This is a genomic window from Natrinema versiforme JCM 10478 (genome assembly GCF_000337195.1).
GTDB lineage: Archaea > Halobacteriota > Halobacteria > Halobacteriales > Natrialbaceae > Natrinema > Natrinema versiforme.
The window spans coordinates 1-16,066 of sequence record NZ_AOID01000060.1; the positions used below are offsets into that span (position 1 = coordinate 1).

The following is a 16,066-nucleotide window of genomic DNA, read 5'->3' on the forward strand; positions in this document are numbered from 1 at the left end:
TGGCGAATACCCTTTTCAATGATCTCGCGGGGTGTCCGCTCTCGCTCCACAAACTCCAAGTCGATCCATCCAGTAGAGATGTCGAGGCGGTCAGTTTTGGCCATGAGCATCCAAAGCTTTGACCGCCTCGTTCCTAACTTAACATGGCCGGATTCGCAAGGATAACGACAAAGGGCGGTACGTCAACGACAAGATCCACAAGATGCCGTTCGCCCGCTTGCTGAACTACATCGAGTACAAGGCTCACGACTCGGGTACCGATGTGCAGTTGGTCGAAGAATACGACACCTCGCAGACGTGCAACCGCTGTGGGTCTGAGGGCGTCCGCGAGACGCAGGGACGGTTTGAGTGTCCCGAGTGTGGATTGGACGATAACGCGGACAAGAACGGTGCGCTGAATATCGGCAACCGAGCCTTGGGCAAGTTCTCGAAACCGCTGTCCGAGGCGGGGGCTGTACTGGCACAGCCCGAAACGCAGGTCATCGTCCACCGTGACGAGGAACCTGCGAACCTCTCCGTATCCGTGGGTTCAACCCCCTGTGGGGGAACCCCACGGCTTTAGCCGTGGGAGGATGTCAGCATGAGGGAATTGATCCATCCATGACTTTCGTCATTCAAGTACTAGGTATCCTAATACCGAATGTTTATCAAACCGTCCGTAGAACAGGTGCGCTGTTGACAAATATGCCGCTCAGTATGGATACCACTTAACGACCGTCGCGAGTGGTGACCGGAGAGCCAAGAGGATAATATGACAGCAAGGTCTAAACGGACGGGCGATGGCGGTGACGGAAAGAGGGATGGGGGAGCCAACAAAACATCAACCGATGACAAATCTTCTACCATTCTATGAGTACATCAGAGGGAGGTGACCAAAGCCAACCGGAGGTAGTAGAATCGGTATCACAATCAGCGGAAGCGGAACTCAATCAAGAGGGGGATCGCCAGCACGCGAAGGCCTACGAGAACGAGATCGACGATCTGCTCGTCGGTCCGGACAGCGAACAAACGCCGGTTCTGAGCGTCGTGATGCCGACACTCAACGAAGAAGATGGTGTCGCCGAGTGCATCACGCGGGCAAAAACAGCAATCGCCGAACTCGGTGTGACCGCCGAGATTATCCTGAGCGATAGCTCGACCGATCGGACACCCGAAATCGGCCGGGAATTAGGTGCTGTTATCTACGAGCCTGACGAACCCGGCTACGGCTACGCCTACCGGTATGCGTTCGAGCGAGCCCGTGGCGAGTTCATCGTTATGGGTGACGCCGATACGACCTATGACTTCGAACAGATCCCGCGCTTACTGACCCACCTCCGCGACGAAGAGGCCGATATGGTGATGGGAAGCCGTCTCGAGGGCGAGATCAAGCCCGGGGCGATGCCGACATTACACCAACACATCGGTAATCCGTTACTGACGAAATTCTTGAACGCCTTCTATGGCGCCGGAGTAAGTGACGCACATAGCGGCTTCCGAATTTTCACGCGGGATGCATTCGAGACAATGGATCTCGAGTCGACCGGGATGGAATTCGCCAGCGAGATGATCATGGAAGCCGGTGCGAAGGATCTCGAGATCGTAGAAACACCGATCGTCTATCACGAGCGGGAAGGGGAGGAGACACTCGAGAGTTTCAAAGACGGCTGGCGCCACGTCCGGTTCATGCTCATCAACGCGCCGGGGTACCTATTCTCTGTGCCAGGACTCCTGATGAGTCTTGTCGGGATGGCCGTAATGGGGCTCGCATATACCGGGGTTCCGGTTGGCGGTGTGTCTCTCGGAATCCACTCGATGATTGCCGGGAGCCTGTTAACCATCGTCGGCTATCAGATTTCCAGTCTCGGCGTCTTCGCAGCCGTAACGAGTGACCCCATTCAGAAGCCAGAGGATCCAATCACTGAACACGTGACCCAGTCGCTATCGCTCGAGCACGGCGCGACGGCTGGGCTGGCAGTGTTCGGTGCCGGTGGCGTGTACGCAGCCACACTGGCTTCCCAGTGGATCACGAACGGCTTCGCGACGCTCGAGTTCACAATGGGTGCACTGATCGCGTTTACCGCGATTATCATTGGTCTCCAGACCGTGTTCTCGTCGTTTTTCCTGAGCGCCATCAATCGGTGACTAGCGGTCTATTCGATTTCTTTTCGAGTCGGTTTCGTTCCCGGAATGGACTCGAGATTGGTATCGTCACTAATGGGGACTTCCAGCAAACCTCGAAGACGTTTAGGTCGCCGCGTCCCCGTTTTGAGTTGCGTCTCAGCGCCGAAAATTGCGGCAGTTACCAGAGTTGTGCACCGGGCGTACCACACACGTCGCAGACGACAGCATCGTTCCCCTTGTAGCTATCCTGTACGAGTTCCCCCCCATCACAAAACGAGCAATCGGTTCCCTCGAGTGCATCGATTACCGGATGCAGATCGGAACCACTTTCCTGTCGTTGCATGTGGGTTACATCTTTCTGCAGTAGGTGATAAATCCTCGGGATGGCGTACCGACAAGTGATAAAAGTGACTCCTAGCGTCACAGATAGCTCGTGTCGAGTACAGGTTTCTGAAGAGTGCGTTCCCATTTAACTGGTCTCTGAAACATCCGTTCTGAAATCCCTTCTTGAGTGTTCTCGAGATTGTAATCAAACCTCTGCCTTTGTGTAGCAGCGGACTGGACAGTGATACGATGAGCCTCGCTCTGACTCATTTCGCGGTCGGTGCGTTGTGTGCGACTCTCCTGTTAGCGTATCTGCCAGTTCGGACAGAATACGACGCGCCCCTCGTCGTTGCGAGTGGCGTCTGGGCGTTGCTTCCCGATTTCTGGCGCGTGACTCCGATCTATAGCGGTGCCTTCAGAGACCTCGGTCACTCGGCACTTGGAAACGCCTGCTGGCTGCACTCCGTTTTCGATCGTGCCGATCCGCACGAGTCAACCCGATTAGCCGCCGTGATGTTGGGAGTCTATTTCCTTGCGACTGTCATCTACGCCGAACGGCGTCGCAGCGACCCAGATATTGACTACAACCTGTGAAACCACAGTAGTGGTGTACAACAGCATCAATCCGGTACCGTGCACCGACTCGATATCCGATTCGAGTGACAGACGATATAGACATGGTCATTTCTTCTTTCACTTCAGCATCCGCGAGCGCGGCCGCACAGACGAAATATAGTACCTCTCCGGCCCCACGAATACAGTGTGACCGACAGGTCTGTACCCTACACGCCTGACTTAGGGAAATCACAGCGGTAACAGCGCAGAAGCCCACGGTAAAGCCGTGGGAGGAAGCGCGTAAGCTACACTACACGAACCACCGAACACAGCACAGCCGCCTCTCCAACGTTATACAAAATTATTAATAAAGAGTAGGCATTACTGTGATACAGATGGCGTGGGAGGTAACTCGCACCGTACGTATCCGCCTTGACGTGCCCGACGACCGCAAGATCGACCTCCACGCCACCAACAACAAATTTCAGTACTGCGCCAACCGAACCAGTGACTGGGCATGGCGCTACCCTGACGAGGACTGCGTAACCAGCAAGAGTGAAGTCGAAGACGCTATTTACGACGACCTCCGCGAAGAAACCGACTACCTGCACGCGAATCTTGTGCAGAAGGCCATCAAACGCGCCACCGACGNCAGAGTACGACACGTTCAGCATCGTCTACGACAAGCGAGCCGCCACCTACTACCGCGACAAGGTGAGTCTCGCCACCGTCAACGGCAGAATCGAATGCGAATACGACCTGCCTGAGAATACTAAAGGAACGCCACACGGCGAGTACTTGCTGAACGACGACTACTCCTTCTCAACCAGCACTGTCCATTACGACAGCGAAGCCGACGAGTTCTACCTGCACGCGGTGATGGAACGAGAACTCGATGTTGAACGTCCTGAGAAAGCCGAGCATTCGAAAGTGCTTGGCGTGGACTGCAACGTTGATGACCNATGACCATATCGCCGTGACCTCAACAGGTGCATTCGTCGGAAATGCTGACTACCTCAACCACCAGCGCCGCGAGTTTGAAAAACGACGTGCCAGTCTCCAACAAACAGGCACGCGGAACGCCCACCTAACCGTCCAGCGTATTGGTGACAGGTTCGGTCGCTGGAGTACAGACTACCTCCACCAGTGTTCAAAAGCCATCGTGGAGGCGGCTCGTCGCCACGAGTGTACGCACATTGCGTTCGAGAACTTGGAACAGANCCACCAGTGTTCAAAAGCCATCGTGGAGGCGGCTCGTCGCCACGAGTGTACGCACATTGCGTTCGAGAACTTGGAACAGATTCGAGAGCGGATTAGCGACGAGAAGAAGTTCCAGCAGTGGGCATTCAACGCACTACAAACAATGGTTGAGTACAAGGCTGAAGCCTGCGGAATCGTCGTGGAGACTGTGAATCCGCAGTACACGAGCCAGCAATGCTCGAAGTGTGGGTGTACTCTTGAAGAAAACCGTAACGACCAGCACTTTGAGTGTCTTGACTGTGAGTACACGGCGAACGCAGACTATAACGCGGCGAAGAACGTGGCACGGAAACTCGCACTCAAACTCCAGCGGGGGCAGAAGTCCCCTGTTGGAGGGGCGTTCTGTCAGTACGCCCTGCAGTCAGGGATGATGACCGTGAACGCTACTGAAGTGGCGTCCGATACTCCCGTGTCGGTAGAACGAGAGTCCACTGGCAAGCCCACCCCTGAAGNGTGAACGCTACTGAAGTGGCGTCCGATACTCCCGTGTCGGTAGAACGAGAGTCCACTGGCAAGCCCACCCCTGAAGGGGTGGGTAGCTGACTGAGACTCAGCTACAGACACTTCGTGCAATTCATGCCCATCCAGACGAAACGCAGGCAGAGCTCGCAACGCGGTTCAATATCACCAGCGCATCTATTAGCCAACGGGTTAATGCCATCGACGGATTCGACTGGTCCGATCGACGGATGTTCACCGATGCGGTGTTCGACTCGAACGCCACGGAAGCTATCGATCAGACTGCGACATCTTCTACCTCTGGATCGATGAGTGGGAACTCTACGCATGAGATACAGCACCCTTCCGAGTCCGACTCCGACAACGACGCCACCAACAACGAGTCTGAGTCAGACTCGTCTGCGACAGGGCGGCCACTCAAGACCGACAGATCGAACAACCCTCGAAATGAGGATCAACCATACAGGCGTAAACACGTGTCTGACCAACTGTCTACACTTACTGCTCAAGTCGATCAGCTCGAGCAGCAACTCGCGGATCAGTCCCAATCAACAGCACCATCTGCATCGCTTGCTCCCGAACTCGCTCATAAGGTCGCCCACGCATGTCTTCGCTCGGATTCCATCTCTGAGGACGAAGAATTACAGATTTTGCGTGAGCTGATGGGTGTCGATAGTGATTAACCTAGTACACTCTGATAGTGAGTTTAAATCACACTAGTAAGAGCGAGTCGATACTAGTGCCTCGTATGGTTGTGACATGTGCAAAACTCTGACTAGCTACTCCTGGTAGGGTGCACAGACCTGCTCGAGTCCCTCCTCGAGCGAGATATGAGGCTCCCAGCCGACTTCCTCGCGAATCTTGCTCGAATCAGCGCAGGTGTCATGGACGTAGACGCTGTCTGGAATCGGATTCTCGACGTACTCCGGCTCGATATCGGTGTTGAGTTGGTCGTTGAGCATCTCGACGAGATCGTTGAAACTGTAGGCGTCACCGGTACCAAGGTTATAGACGCCCGTGAGTTCGCGGTCAGCGGCGAGTTCGAGACCGCGGACGATATCGTCGACGTGTGTGAAGTCTCGTGTCTGTGTGCCGTCGCCGTAGAGGACTGGTGAGTCGCCGCTGGCGAGGTCGTCGGCGAACTGCGCGATCACGTTGGCGTACTCGCCTTTGTGTTCCTCGGCCCCGCCGTAGCCCTGATAGACCGAGAAGAAGCGCATCCCAGCGACATTCATGTCGTAGTGGTTGGCGAAGTACTCCCCGTAGCGCTCGCGCGCCAGTTTCGAGGCTTCGTAGCCAGTGTTGACCGAAACCGGCATATCGACTGGGGAAGGCTCGGTCTGGTTGCCGTATATGGATGACGTAGAGGCATAGACGACCGTTTCACAGCCGTCTTCGCGGGCCTGTTCGACGACGTTGACGAAGCCCTCGACGTTGACGCGTGCTCCCTTGGTGGGGTCGTCCTCGTGCATCGCGTATGAAGACAGTGCTGCCAGGTGGAACACAACATCGACGTCAGTCGGCAGATCGTCCTCGAGGACACTACGGGTGTGGACCGTAACGTCGTCGTCTACGTTTTCGGACGTCCCGAGATACTCATCATCGATCACGATCACATCGTTGTCCTGTGTGAGGTGGTTTGCTAGGTTGGAACCGATGAAGCCTGCGCCACCCGTCACTAATACACGTTGGTCGTTCATACGATGGCGTTGTTAAGCGACTCTGATAGTTCTACGGACTTTCGCCGGCGGCGGGCTGTACGCCGCGTCGCTCACCTCTAGTGGATTTCGACTGGCCACTTGACGATAGGGACTAATCAGTATCATATCGACTGTTACCTATGGCGATATTCAACGGTATGATCGGTTCGAGGTCCTACGCGTCCGGCTCGGTCGGCCCGACGATAGGGATCTTAGTTGCCGTCTCTTCGGGTGCTTTCTTCTCCTTCCCAGTTGGCGAGTAGTGTTGTCGCACGTACTCTCTACCAAAGGGGTGTTTCAGGAGACCCCAGTAGCCCATCGTCCGTTCCAGTCGGCACATCACCCGTTTGTGAGCGCTCATGGCTATCTAAGACCACGGAAGATCCTTATCCGTTTGCAGCGTTTTGACCTGCGTATCGAGACGTGAGTTGTGGTTCTCGAGCATCATGTCCCCGTACTCAGGGGAAAACCGCTGTCGGACAGTTAGGGGCTCGAATCTTCCCTGTTCCCTTTGTGAACGAAGTCATGGGGCTGCATGAGAGACGCTCGAATTTCCGTATCGGTATCCTCAACATCTACCACCGCCGCTCGACTCGAGATTGAAGGCGTTGGTCGTTACTGATCAAATGGCGGTTCAGCGAACGTCATCTCCGGGCCGATTATCGCCGAGTCCACCTCGATTTCGCGGAGATCGGTACTCGTCCCGACGACTGCTCGCTCGATCGTCCCACCGGTGATCGTTACGTCGGGAAAGATGACGCAGTCTCGAAGGGTCGCGTCGGTAATCTGGGCGCCCTCCATGACGTGTACGTTCGCCCCGACCGTCGTCTCCTCGAGCGACGCGTCGGGGTGGATCGCGCTGTCGCCGTCGAACTGCCAGGCGACGGCGTCGAGGTAGCTCTCGGGCGTCCCGATGTCGAACCAGGCGCCGTCGAACGTGAATGCGTCGACGCGCTCCCGATCGACGAGCCACTGGACGAACCAGCCCGGCTCGTCGGGGTTGTTCTCCCCGGCCAGGTACGTCTCGAGCAACTCGAGGTCTTCTGCACGAAACCCGTAACAGGCGACCGAGACGAGCGTACTCGGCGGGTCGTCGGGCTTCTCTTGGAAATCGACGATCTCGCGGCCGTCGTCGTCGAGCTCGAGGACGCCGTAAGATGTCGCGCGCTCGTAGTCGCCCACGTCGTAGGCGGCGAGCGTCGGCGTTTCCTGTTGGCGGAAGAAGTCGACAAACTCGCTCACGTCGAAGCTGAGGAGGTTATCACCCGCGATCACGATCGTGTCGTCCGTGAGGTTCTCCCGGTCGACGAGCTGAGCGAGGGCACCGATGACGCCGAACTTCTCGTCCTCATCGATCGTGTCCTCGATCGAGAGCTGGGGTTTGTGGTAGGTCTTGGTTTCGAGGTGGTCCTCGAAATCGTCCGCGAAGCGCTCGTTCGTCGAGACGTAGACGTCGTCGATTCGGTCGTCCGTCTCGAGGTCCTCGAGGACGCCGTCGATCACGGTCGTGTCGGCGACCGGGAGGAACATCTTGGGTCGATGGCGGGTGATCGGCCAGAGTCGCGTGGCGTAGCCGCCTGCGAGTACGATTGCGTCCATAGGTGTGGATTCTTCGTCGTGTAAAAGCAAGTTCCTATTTGATGTATGTTTGTCTCCGTAGACCTTCCTAGTATCGCCACTAGAGTGAACATAGTGGCTTCTCGGACTGTGTGCAAAACGTTACTACGCGTTAGGGTGATGACTCATTCATATGAAAGCAGTCGTACTCGCGGCGGGCGAGGGTACGCGGCTTCGACCGCTCACCGAGGACAAACCCAAGGGATGGTCGAGGTCGACGACAAACCAATTCTGACCCACTGTTTCGATCAACTGGTGTCGCTCGGCGCCGACGAACTGATCGTCGTCGTCGGCTACCTCAAGGAGAAGATCATCGATCACTACGGCGACGCGTACGAGGGCGTCCCGATCACGTACAGTCACCAGCGCAAGCAGAAGGGGCTGGCGCATGCCTTGGTAACTGTGGAGGAGCACATCGACGACGATTTCATGCTGATGCTCGGCGATAACGTGTTTCAGGCGAACCTCGAGGACGTCGTCCGTCGCCAGCAGGAGGATCGAGCCGACGCCGCGTTCCTGGTTGAGGAAGTCCCGTGGGACGAGGCCGACCGGTACGGGGTCTGTGATACCAACAAGTTCGGCGAGATTACGGACGTCGTCGAAAAGCCCGACGATCCGCCGTCGAATCTCGTGATGACCGGGTTCTATACGTTTACGCCCGCGATTTTCCACGCGTGTCATCTGGTGCAGCCGTCGAATCGAGGCGAGTACGAGATCAGCGAGGCGATCGACCTGCTGATTCAGTCAGGGCGGACGATCGATGCGATTGGGTTGGAGGGATGGCGGATCGACGTTGGATACCCGGAAGATCGCGAGGAAGCGGAGGAACGACTGCAAGCGCGCTTCGAATCGGCGACGGAAACGGTCTCCGACTGAAGCGGGGTTCTACTCCCGACCGATCGACGTGTTTTCGAGATATCGTTCGACGTAGGGATGCAGATCAGCGTCGTCGAACGGCGGCGTGAACACACGGAACTGGCTGTGTTGGTCGTCCGATTCTGCGATGTCCTCGAAGGGCTCGACGACGAACGCATTGGCGACGTAGTGTTTGCTCTCGACGCCGTCGACTTCGGACGTCTCGTAGAAGTGCTCGAACACTCCGAGTCGCTCCCGAATCTCGACCTCGCACCCGAGTTCCATCTCCGCGACTCGTTGCACGGCGTCGGTCAGTCGTTCGTTTTTGAATACGGTTCCGCCGGGGACGAACCACTCACCTTTGGCGGGTTCGTTTTCGCGCAATCCCAGTAGCACGCCGCCCTCGTATTTCACGACGAGATCGACTGAGACGATCGGAGCGTTCTCGACGATGGTACCCCAGTCGTCACCCTCGACCCAACGCTCGTCTTCTGTCATACTTCGGGATTAGAGATAGTAGTCGACGGCTCGTTCGAGTCCCGCTTCGAACGACCACGACGGTTCCCAGCCGAGGCGTTCGATCTTGTCCGTCTCGAGCGCGTAGCGCTGGTCGTGGCCCGCGCGGTCCTCGACGAACGTGATCTGGTCTTCCGACCCGCCGACGGCGTCGAGAATCGCTTCGGTCACCTCGAGGTTCGTCCGCTCCTCGCCGGATCCGATGTTGTACACCTCGCCGGGCTCGCCCTCGCGGAGGACGAGATCGAGCGCCTCGCAGTTGTCCTCGACGTAGATCCATTCGCGGACGTTCGATCCGTCACCGTACACGGGGAGTTCATCGCCCGCCGCAGCGTTCCGGATGAACTTCGGGATCAGTTTCTCCGTGTGCTGGCGCGGGCCGAAGTTGTTACACGTCCGGGTGATGAGCACGGGCAGCCCGTGCGTCGTCTCGTAGCTCTTGGCCAGCAGATCGGCGCTGGCCTTGGTCGCCGCGTACGGGTTGCGCGGGTTCAGGAGATCCTCCTCGCTGAAAGTCCCATCGAGGATCTGGCCGTACACTTCGTCCGTCGAAATCTGGAGGAATCGGTCTACGTCCGCGTCGACTGCCGCATCGAGGAGCGTCTGGGTTCCCTCGACGTTCGTCTCGACGAACGGGGCCGCGCCCTCGATGGATCGGTCGACGTGGGACTCGGCAGCGAAGTTGACGATTGCATCGGCGTCGGACACGAGCTCCTCGACGCGCTCTCGATCACAGATGCTCCCTTCGACGAACTCGTGGTTCGGGTGCTCGAGCACGCCGTCCAAATTGTCGAGCGATCCCGCGTAGGTCAGTGCGTCGAGCGTGACGACCTCGTCCTCGCTGTTCTCGAGGAGATGGCGGACGTAGTTAGACCCGATGAATCCCGCGCCGCCAGTAACGAGTATTCGCATACAATCACGTGCCTCCCAGCACATATTTACACTTTCGGGAAGGGGGCTTCCATATGACGGTACTCGTCGTCGGTTCCGGGGGGTTGCTCGGGAGTGCCCTCGTGGCCCGGTGTCTCGAGCGATCCATCGACGTAGTCGGGACGTATCACTCGACGGCCCCAGCGTTCGATATCCCGCTCGAGCAGCACGATATTCGAGAGACAGACGCATTCCGAACGATTCTGGACGACCATCAGCCCGATACCGTGGTCAATTGTGCCGCCATGACGGACGTGGACGGCTGTGAGTCGGACCGCGAGGCCGCGTTCGCTGTCAACGGGACCGCCCCCGGTGAAATAGCTAGTTGCTGCGCAGTGCGCGACGTTCCGTTCGTTCACGTGTCGACGGACTACGTCTTCGACGGGAACGCGTCGGAGCCGTACGACGAAACGGCGTCGACGGATCCGATACAGGTCTACGGCGAATCGAAACTTGCTGGGGAGGAAGCCGTTCAGGGTGTCGACGGCGACATACTAGTCGCACGGCTCTCATTCGTGTACGGGGTTCGCGGCGATACGAACAACCTCATCGGCTTCCCTGCCTGGGTGCGGAATACGTTGGCCGACGGTGACGACGTTCCCCTGTTCGTCGACCAGCATCTGACGCCGACTCGAGCGGGGCAGGCTGCGGACACGATCCTCGAACTGCACGAGGCGGGGGCCGAGGGCCTGTATCACGTCGCGTGTCGGTCGTGTGTGACGCCATACGAATTCGGTCACGAAATCGCACGTCTACAGGACGCAGACGACACGCTGATCGATGAGAGTCAGCAGGCGGACGTGCAGAGAGACGCAGAGCGACCGTCGTACACGTGTCTCGACGTGACTGCGGTCGAGGAGGAACTCGGGCGTCGACAACCGACGCTCGAGGACGATCTCCGGGCGATCGAAGAACAGTTCGAATCCTAGGGTCGGTTAGCTGAATCGAGGCGCTAAGCACCCTTCCTCAGCGAGCGCCGAAGGTGCGTGCAGGGAGGGGATACAGCGCCGCCCGTGTTTCTTGCACTGTTCTACAGCAGGCCATAGGCCAACGCAATCAGTAGTGCTTTACGTATAGCGTGCATAGTGTGCATACGGTGAAACGGAAGACCATCACCATTCGGGAGGACCAAGACGAGTGGATCGAGGAGCAACATCTCAACCTCTCGTCGTTCGTCCGTGAGCAACTCGACGAACTCATTGAGGAACGCGAGAACTGATGTACTATACCTACAAGTATCGCCTCGAGCCGTCCGACGCCCAACGCGAGGAGTTGGACCGCCACCGCGATCTCTGTAGGCAACTGTACAACCACACTCGCTACCGCCTCAATAAGTACCGAGAGAACCACGGCGAGTTGCCGTCCATGACCACGCTCCGGTCGGAGCTACCCGACCTCAAGAAGTGGTGGGACGGTCTCTCGGACGTGTACTCGAAGGTACTCCAAACCGTCGTGGAACGGCTATTCAACAACCTCAGTAGCCTTTCTGCGCTCAAAGAGAAGGACTATGGCGTCGGCCAACTGAAGTGGAAGCCACCACGGGAGTTTCGCAGCTTCACGTACAACCAGTCTGGCTTCAAGCTCGACAAGAAGGGCGGCTAGGCTGTGCTGTCACTCTCGAAACTCGCGGACATCCCGATCCGGCTCCACCGAGAGATCCCCGACGACGCCATACTCAAGCAGGTTACGCTCAAGAAGGAACCGACCGGTGAGTGGTTCGCCACCTTTGGCGTCGAAGTTGACCGAGAGCCACCGAAGAAGCCCGACCGTCCAAAGAACACCGTCGGGATCGATGTGGGTATCCTAAAGTATGCCCACGACACCGACGGCCACGCGGTTGAGTCGATTGACCTCTCAGATGAACGCGACCGACTCGAGTGTGAGCAACGAAAACTCTCACGCAAAGAACGCGGCTCAAACAACTACGAGAAGCAACGCCGTCGCGTGGCCGAATGCCACGCTGATCTGAAACGTAAGCGCCGAGACTTCTTGCATAAACTCTCGAACTACTACGCTCGAGAGTACGATCTCGTCGCGGTCGAAGATCTCGATGCGAAGGGTCTTGTCGAACTTGGTGGCAATTCTCGGAACCGCGCCGGAGCAGCGTGGGGAACGTTCCTTCGGATGCTCGAGTACAAGTGCGACCGCGAAGGGACGCACTTCGTGGCCGTCGATCCAGCCGGAACGACCAAAGAGTGTGCGGCGTGCGGTGTCTCGACCGACAAACCACTGTGGGTCCGCGAACACTCCTGTCCCTCGTGCGGATTCACCACCGATAGGGACTGGAACGCGGCCTGGAATATTCTTTCTCGTGGTATCAAGCAGGTAGGAGCGGGACGCTCCGAATCAACGCCTGTGGAGACTGCGCTCCCTACGGGAACCTATTCGGTTCCTGCAAAGCGCGTCTTGGAAGCAGGAATCCCCACCCTCAAGCGCGAGCCGTCAGGCGAGCGATAGGGTAGGGTAGTTCACAGCTCGTACTGTTCGGCGTGCTCGAGGAAGAACTGGCGGTCCTCCTGCGGGAGGTCTGCGAACCTGAGGACGTTCGCACAGTCGAGGCCCGGACACTTCATGACCCGGTTACCCTCCAGTTCGTTCGCCGAGACGACGGTGCCACACTCCGTGCAGGTGTGCGTGATGATGCGCATGGTTAGAGTTTGAGTTGTGAGTTCTCGCCGACGACGAGGCGCCGTCCCTCTGGGAGTTCGTCGTCGGCGCGGCCGACGTTCGCGCCCCGGCCGAGGAGACTGTCGACGATCTTGCCGTTCGTCCGTATCGTGGTGTCGCCGATGACGACGCTGTTCTCGATGTGGACGCCCTTGAGGGTCGAGTCCGGACCGATCGAGGTGTACGGGCCGACGTAGGTGCCCGACTCAATGACGGTGTTCTCGGAGATCGAGACCGGGCCGCGGACGACCGCGCCATCTTCGATGGTCGCCGTCTCGTGGAGGTCGACGCGGCCGTCGACGGTGGCGTCGGGCGCGACGCGGCCGTTCCGCTCAAGGTGGTCGTCTTCTAGTACTAGGCGATTAGCCTCGAGGATGTCCTCGGGTTTGCCCGTGTCCTTCCACCAGCCGCGGACGACGTGGGAGTCGATGTCGTGGCCGTCCTCCAGGAGGGTCTGGATCGCGTCGGTGATCTCGAGCTCGCCGCGCCAGGAGGGTTCCAATCGTTCGATGACGTCGAAGACCTCGTTCGAGAAGACGTAGATCCCGATGAGCGCGAGGTTCGTCGGCGGCTCGTCGGGTTTCTCGATGAGTTGCGTGACGGTCCCGTCGTCGTCGACATCGGCGATCCCGAACTGCTGGGGATTGTCGACCTCCTGCAGGGCGATTCCGGCGCCGTAATCGCCGCGCTCGAAGCTCTCGACGAGTTCCGCGATCCCCTGTTTGAGGATGTTGTCCCCGAGGTACATCACGAAGTCGTCGTCACCGACGAAATCGCGGGCACAGCCCGCGGCGTGGGCGAGTCCCAACGGGTTCCCCTGAACGATGTACGTGATCTCGACGCCGTAGTCGCTGCCGTCGCCGAGCAGTTCCTGGATTTCCTCGCGGCCCTTGTGGCCGAGGATGACGCCTATCTCGGTGACGCCGGCGTCCTTGAGATCCTCGATTGCGTACTCGAGGACCGGTTTATTCGCGACTGGTACGAGCTGTTTTGGGCCAGTGTGGGTGATCGGGCGGAGCCGCGACCCAGTTCCACCGGAGAGTAAGACCCCTTTCATAATGTCCTCGTTATCGTACTGGCTGAAATATCGTTCGTTTGTCCGAATAACTAACTATCCGATACTAAGAAAACGACTATAAACTTTCCCGAAAACCATCTAATAATGCTAAAGAAGTTCGCAAAAATCGGACTCGATACATTTCGGCGGTGCCAAAACCGATTAACGTATGCCTCCCGATCAAGAAAAATTCCAGCGATCAATATCGATTCTCCTCAGAATGTCCTCGTAATTACAGTTGATTGCCTACGCAATGACCGAATTTCGCGGACCGGATATCGTCGTGACACGACCCCATTTCTTGACTCATTGGACTCATTTACGCCGGCGGTTGCAGCTGCACCGTGGACATTCAGCTCAGTTCCGTCTATTCTAACCGGTTTCTATCCGCATCGGCATGGTGCCGCGTATCCCGATGACTCGTCGAGGAATCAAGATCTCAATAATCCTCCAAACGGAGTCCGGGATAACGTCTATACGATAGCTGAATTGCTCGCCTCGAGTGGCTATGAGACTAAATTTATCACGGCTATTGGGACTGCTGCGGTTCCGATCGAAGGACGGTTCAAATCCATGAAGCGGTATCACGATGCGGATGCTGAAACGTTACTCTCAGAAATTCAAGACTGGTGGAATTCAGAATCCCGTCCAAAATTCGGTTACGTTCAATTAGGTGATCTACATGAACCTCTACACGAGCCTGAGACTAACTATTTCGGTGAGATCCCAAATGTTGATGGAATTGATCGATGGCGGTTCACATCTGGCAGCATTCAAAGTGAAGAGTTCAAGGAGTACTGTTCCGCGCGGAAACACCTGTACGATACGCTCGTACGCTACGTTGATGAGCAAATCAGGCAGACATTCAATGAACTATCGGACCTTGACGACACCCTTGTTATCGTGACCAGTGATCATGGCGAGGAGTTTTGGGAATACAAGAAATTCGAAGAAGCTCATTTTGAGGACTCGCGTGGAATCAGTGGCGTTGGTCACGGCCATGCGCTTGTTCCACCAGTTCTCGAAGTACCGATCCTTACTAACCTCAACGAGATACCGTCCACCGAATCACGGCGAAGCTTGACCGATATCGTGCCAACAATTCTCTATGAATTGGAGGCAGACATTGAACTCGATTTCGATGGTCAACCGCTTCAAAATTCCACTAAAACAAACGAACCTGTACTCTCTCAGGAGATCGCGTACGGTCCAAATCAAATAAGTATTACTGGTGATAATAATCACCTTATTTATATCCCCATGGATGACCGATCTGTAGTAATCGACTTTGAGACTGGAGAGACTATTGACAACCCGGAGTTAGAAGAAAGACTCCTGAACTACGTACCACGAGAGCGAACAACCGGTTCTAATGTCGATCTTTCTCAAGATATTCAAGATCGACTCTCCGATCTCGGGTACACTGAATAGACTCAGCTATTCGTGTGGCGACTCCTCCCAATCTAACGGTATTCTATCAGTATCATAGGGAATTCGTTCCTCGTCAGGGTCCTCGTAGTCATAGAGCTTCGATGGGAAGTTAAGCAGGAACGCCGGCTCGTCCCCGATCGCTTTGAATCCGTGCCAGCAGTCGCCTGGAATGCGGATCGCCTTCTGGTTGTGCTCGCCGATGATGAACGTGTCTAGTTCGCCCTGCGTGGGGGAGTCCTCTCGATCGTCGTAGATCCCGACCTTGATCCGTCCCTTCGGACAGATAAAGTGGTCGATCTGGCCCTCAAGGTGGCGGTGCCACGCGCGGACAACACCGGGATAGGTCATCGAATAGTACGACATTTCCGGGTTGGGGTCGTAGAGCTCCCAGTCCTCGCGGAAGACTTCTACGAGGTGGCCGCGTTCGTCGGCGTTTACTTGGAGATTTCGGACTTCAATATCGTGTATTTGCGTCATATGATCCAGACTTGCTGTGGAGATATCTTAGCTCTGGTGAATTCTGAGTTGGATACAGAACACCTTCGTTCTCTCACTACCCATAATACTGAGACCATCTTTCGCTTATTCGGTG

15 protein-coding genes and 5 pseudogenes are annotated in these 16,066 nt (G+C 56.9%); 10 read left to right on the plus strand and 10 right to left on the minus strand.

Going from position 1 to position 16,066, the window contains the following annotated elements; translation table 11 throughout:
- Positions 1–104: pseudogene (locus tag C489_RS22725) on the minus strand (IS6 family transposase); the annotation flags it as partial.
- 41 nt (positions 105–145) lie between these two features.
- Between C489_RS22725 and C489_RS18200 the strand changes: the two are divergent.
- Positions 146–562: pseudogene (locus C489_RS18200) on the plus strand (zinc ribbon domain-containing protein); the annotation flags it as partial.
- 287 nt (positions 563–849) lie between these two features.
- Positions 850–2,124, plus strand: coding sequence for a glycosyltransferase family 2 protein (locus C489_RS18205; RefSeq protein WP_006432822.1), 1,275 nt, complete (start codon positions 850–852; stop codon positions 2,122–2,124).
- A 157-nt stretch (positions 2,125–2,281) separates the two neighbouring features.
- On the opposite strand, the gene C489_RS22330 is transcribed toward C489_RS18205, so the two are convergent.
- Entirely contained in the window at positions 2,282–2,446 is a 165-nt protein-coding gene (locus C489_RS22330) for an HVO_A0556 family zinc finger protein (RefSeq protein WP_169331193.1), read from the minus strand.
- A 230-nt stretch (positions 2,447–2,676) separates the two neighbouring features.
- Here C489_RS22330 and C489_RS18215 point away from each other — a divergent pair, with 230 nt between their 5' ends.
- The 3 genes and pseudogenes from C489_RS18215 (at position 2,677) to C489_RS23110 (ending at position 5,384) form a co-directional block, all read left to right on the plus strand.
- Complete coding sequence (locus tag C489_RS18215; RefSeq protein ID WP_006432823.1) at positions 2,677–3,021, plus strand: hypothetical protein; 345 nt, start codon at positions 2,677–2,679, stop codon at positions 3,019–3,021.
- 356 nt (positions 3,022–3,377) lie between these two features.
- Positions 3,378–4,699: pseudogene (locus C489_RS23105) on the plus strand (RNA-guided endonuclease InsQ/TnpB family protein).
- A 115-nt stretch (positions 4,700–4,814) separates the two neighbouring features.
- Positions 4,815–5,384, plus strand: coding sequence for a hypothetical protein (locus C489_RS23110; protein WP_394296306.1), 570 nt, complete (start codon positions 4,815–4,817; stop codon positions 5,382–5,384).
- A gap of 96 nt (positions 5,385–5,480) precedes the next feature.
- Here C489_RS23110 and C489_RS18230 read toward each other — a convergent pair whose 3' ends face one another.
- From C489_RS18230 to C489_RS18235, 3 genes are all read right to left on the minus strand, one after another.
- Positions 5,481–6,401 (minus strand): NAD-dependent epimerase/dehydratase family protein, encoded by a 921-nt coding sequence (locus tag C489_RS18230; protein WP_006432825.1) that lies wholly within the window; start codon positions 6,399–6,401, stop codon positions 5,481–5,483.
- Positions 6,402–6,576: 175 nt separating this feature from the next.
- Positions 6,577–6,762, minus strand: coding sequence for a hypothetical protein (locus C489_RS21015; protein WP_083902837.1), 186 nt, complete (start codon positions 6,760–6,762; stop codon positions 6,577–6,579).
- A 254-nt stretch (positions 6,763–7,016) separates the two neighbouring features.
- Positions 7,017–8,000: a nucleotidyltransferase family protein gene (locus tag C489_RS18235; RefSeq protein WP_006432826.1), complete on the minus strand. Its 984-nt coding sequence runs from the start codon at positions 7,998–8,000 to the stop codon at positions 7,017–7,019.
- 151 nt (positions 8,001–8,151) lie between these two features.
- Between C489_RS18235 and aglF the strand changes: the two are divergent.
- A pseudogene (aglF, locus tag C489_RS18240) lies at positions 8,152–8,894 on the plus strand (UTP--glucose-1-phosphate uridylyltransferase AglF).
- A 9-nt stretch (positions 8,895–8,903) separates the two neighbouring features.
- Here aglF and C489_RS18245 read toward each other — a convergent pair.
- Both C489_RS18245 and rfbB read right to left on the minus strand, forming a co-directional pair.
- Positions 8,904–9,371 (minus strand): GDP-mannose mannosyl hydrolase, encoded by a 468-nt coding sequence (locus C489_RS18245; protein ID WP_006432828.1) that lies wholly within the window; start codon positions 9,369–9,371, stop codon positions 8,904–8,906.
- A gap of 9 nt (positions 9,372–9,380) precedes the next feature.
- Positions 9,381–10,301 carry a dTDP-glucose 4,6-dehydratase gene (rfbB, locus tag C489_RS18250; protein ID WP_006432829.1) on the minus strand — a complete coding sequence of 307 codons (921 nt, stop codon included), beginning with the start codon at positions 10,299–10,301 and terminating at the stop codon, positions 9,381–9,383.
- Between the two features lie 53 nt (positions 10,302–10,354).
- On the opposite strand from rfbB, the gene rfbD reads away from it, so the two are divergent.
- The 3 genes and pseudogenes from rfbD to C489_RS18260 all read left to right on the plus strand — a co-directional run bounded on the left by rfbD (position 10,355) and on the right by C489_RS18260 (position 12,776).
- Positions 10,355–11,248, plus strand: coding sequence for a dTDP-4-dehydrorhamnose reductase (gene rfbD, locus C489_RS18255; RefSeq protein WP_006432830.1), 894 nt, complete (start codon positions 10,355–10,357; stop codon positions 11,246–11,248).
- Between the two features lie 167 nt (positions 11,249–11,415).
- A complete protein-coding gene (locus tag C489_RS22915; RefSeq protein WP_006432831.1) occupies positions 11,416–11,538 on the plus strand; it encodes a hypothetical protein in 123 nt (40 codons plus the stop codon).
- Positions 11,538–12,776 (plus strand): annotated as a pseudogene (locus C489_RS18260) (RNA-guided endonuclease InsQ/TnpB family protein). The gene C489_RS22915 and the pseudogene C489_RS18260 overlap by 1 nt, the downstream one beginning before the upstream one ends.
- Before the next feature lie 11 nt (positions 12,777–12,787).
- Here the strand turns inward: C489_RS18260 and C489_RS18265 are convergent.
- Both C489_RS18265 and C489_RS18270 read right to left on the minus strand, forming a co-directional pair.
- A complete protein-coding gene (locus C489_RS18265) occupies positions 12,788–12,967 on the minus strand; it encodes a hypothetical protein (RefSeq protein ID WP_006432832.1) in 180 nt (59 codons plus the stop codon).
- 2 nt (positions 12,968–12,969) lie between these two features.
- Positions 12,970–14,043, minus strand: a complete 1,074-nt coding sequence (locus C489_RS18270; RefSeq protein WP_006432833.1) for a glucose-1-phosphate thymidylyltransferase — start codon at positions 14,041–14,043, stop codon at positions 12,970–12,972.
- A gap of 105 nt (positions 14,044–14,148) precedes the next feature.
- Between C489_RS18270 and C489_RS21020 the strand changes: the two genes are divergently transcribed.
- Positions 14,149–15,474 (plus strand): sulfatase-like hydrolase/transferase, encoded by a 1,326-nt coding sequence (locus C489_RS21020; protein ID WP_006432834.1) that lies wholly within the window; start codon positions 14,149–14,151, stop codon positions 15,472–15,474.
- Positions 15,475–15,480: 6 nt separating this feature from the next.
- On the opposite strand, the gene C489_RS18275 is transcribed toward C489_RS21020, so the two are convergent.
- Entirely contained in the window at positions 15,481–15,951 is a 471-nt protein-coding gene (locus C489_RS18275) for a dTDP-4-dehydrorhamnose 3,5-epimerase family protein (protein WP_006432835.1), read from the minus strand.
- Between the last annotated feature and the right edge of the window lie 115 nt (positions 15,952–16,066).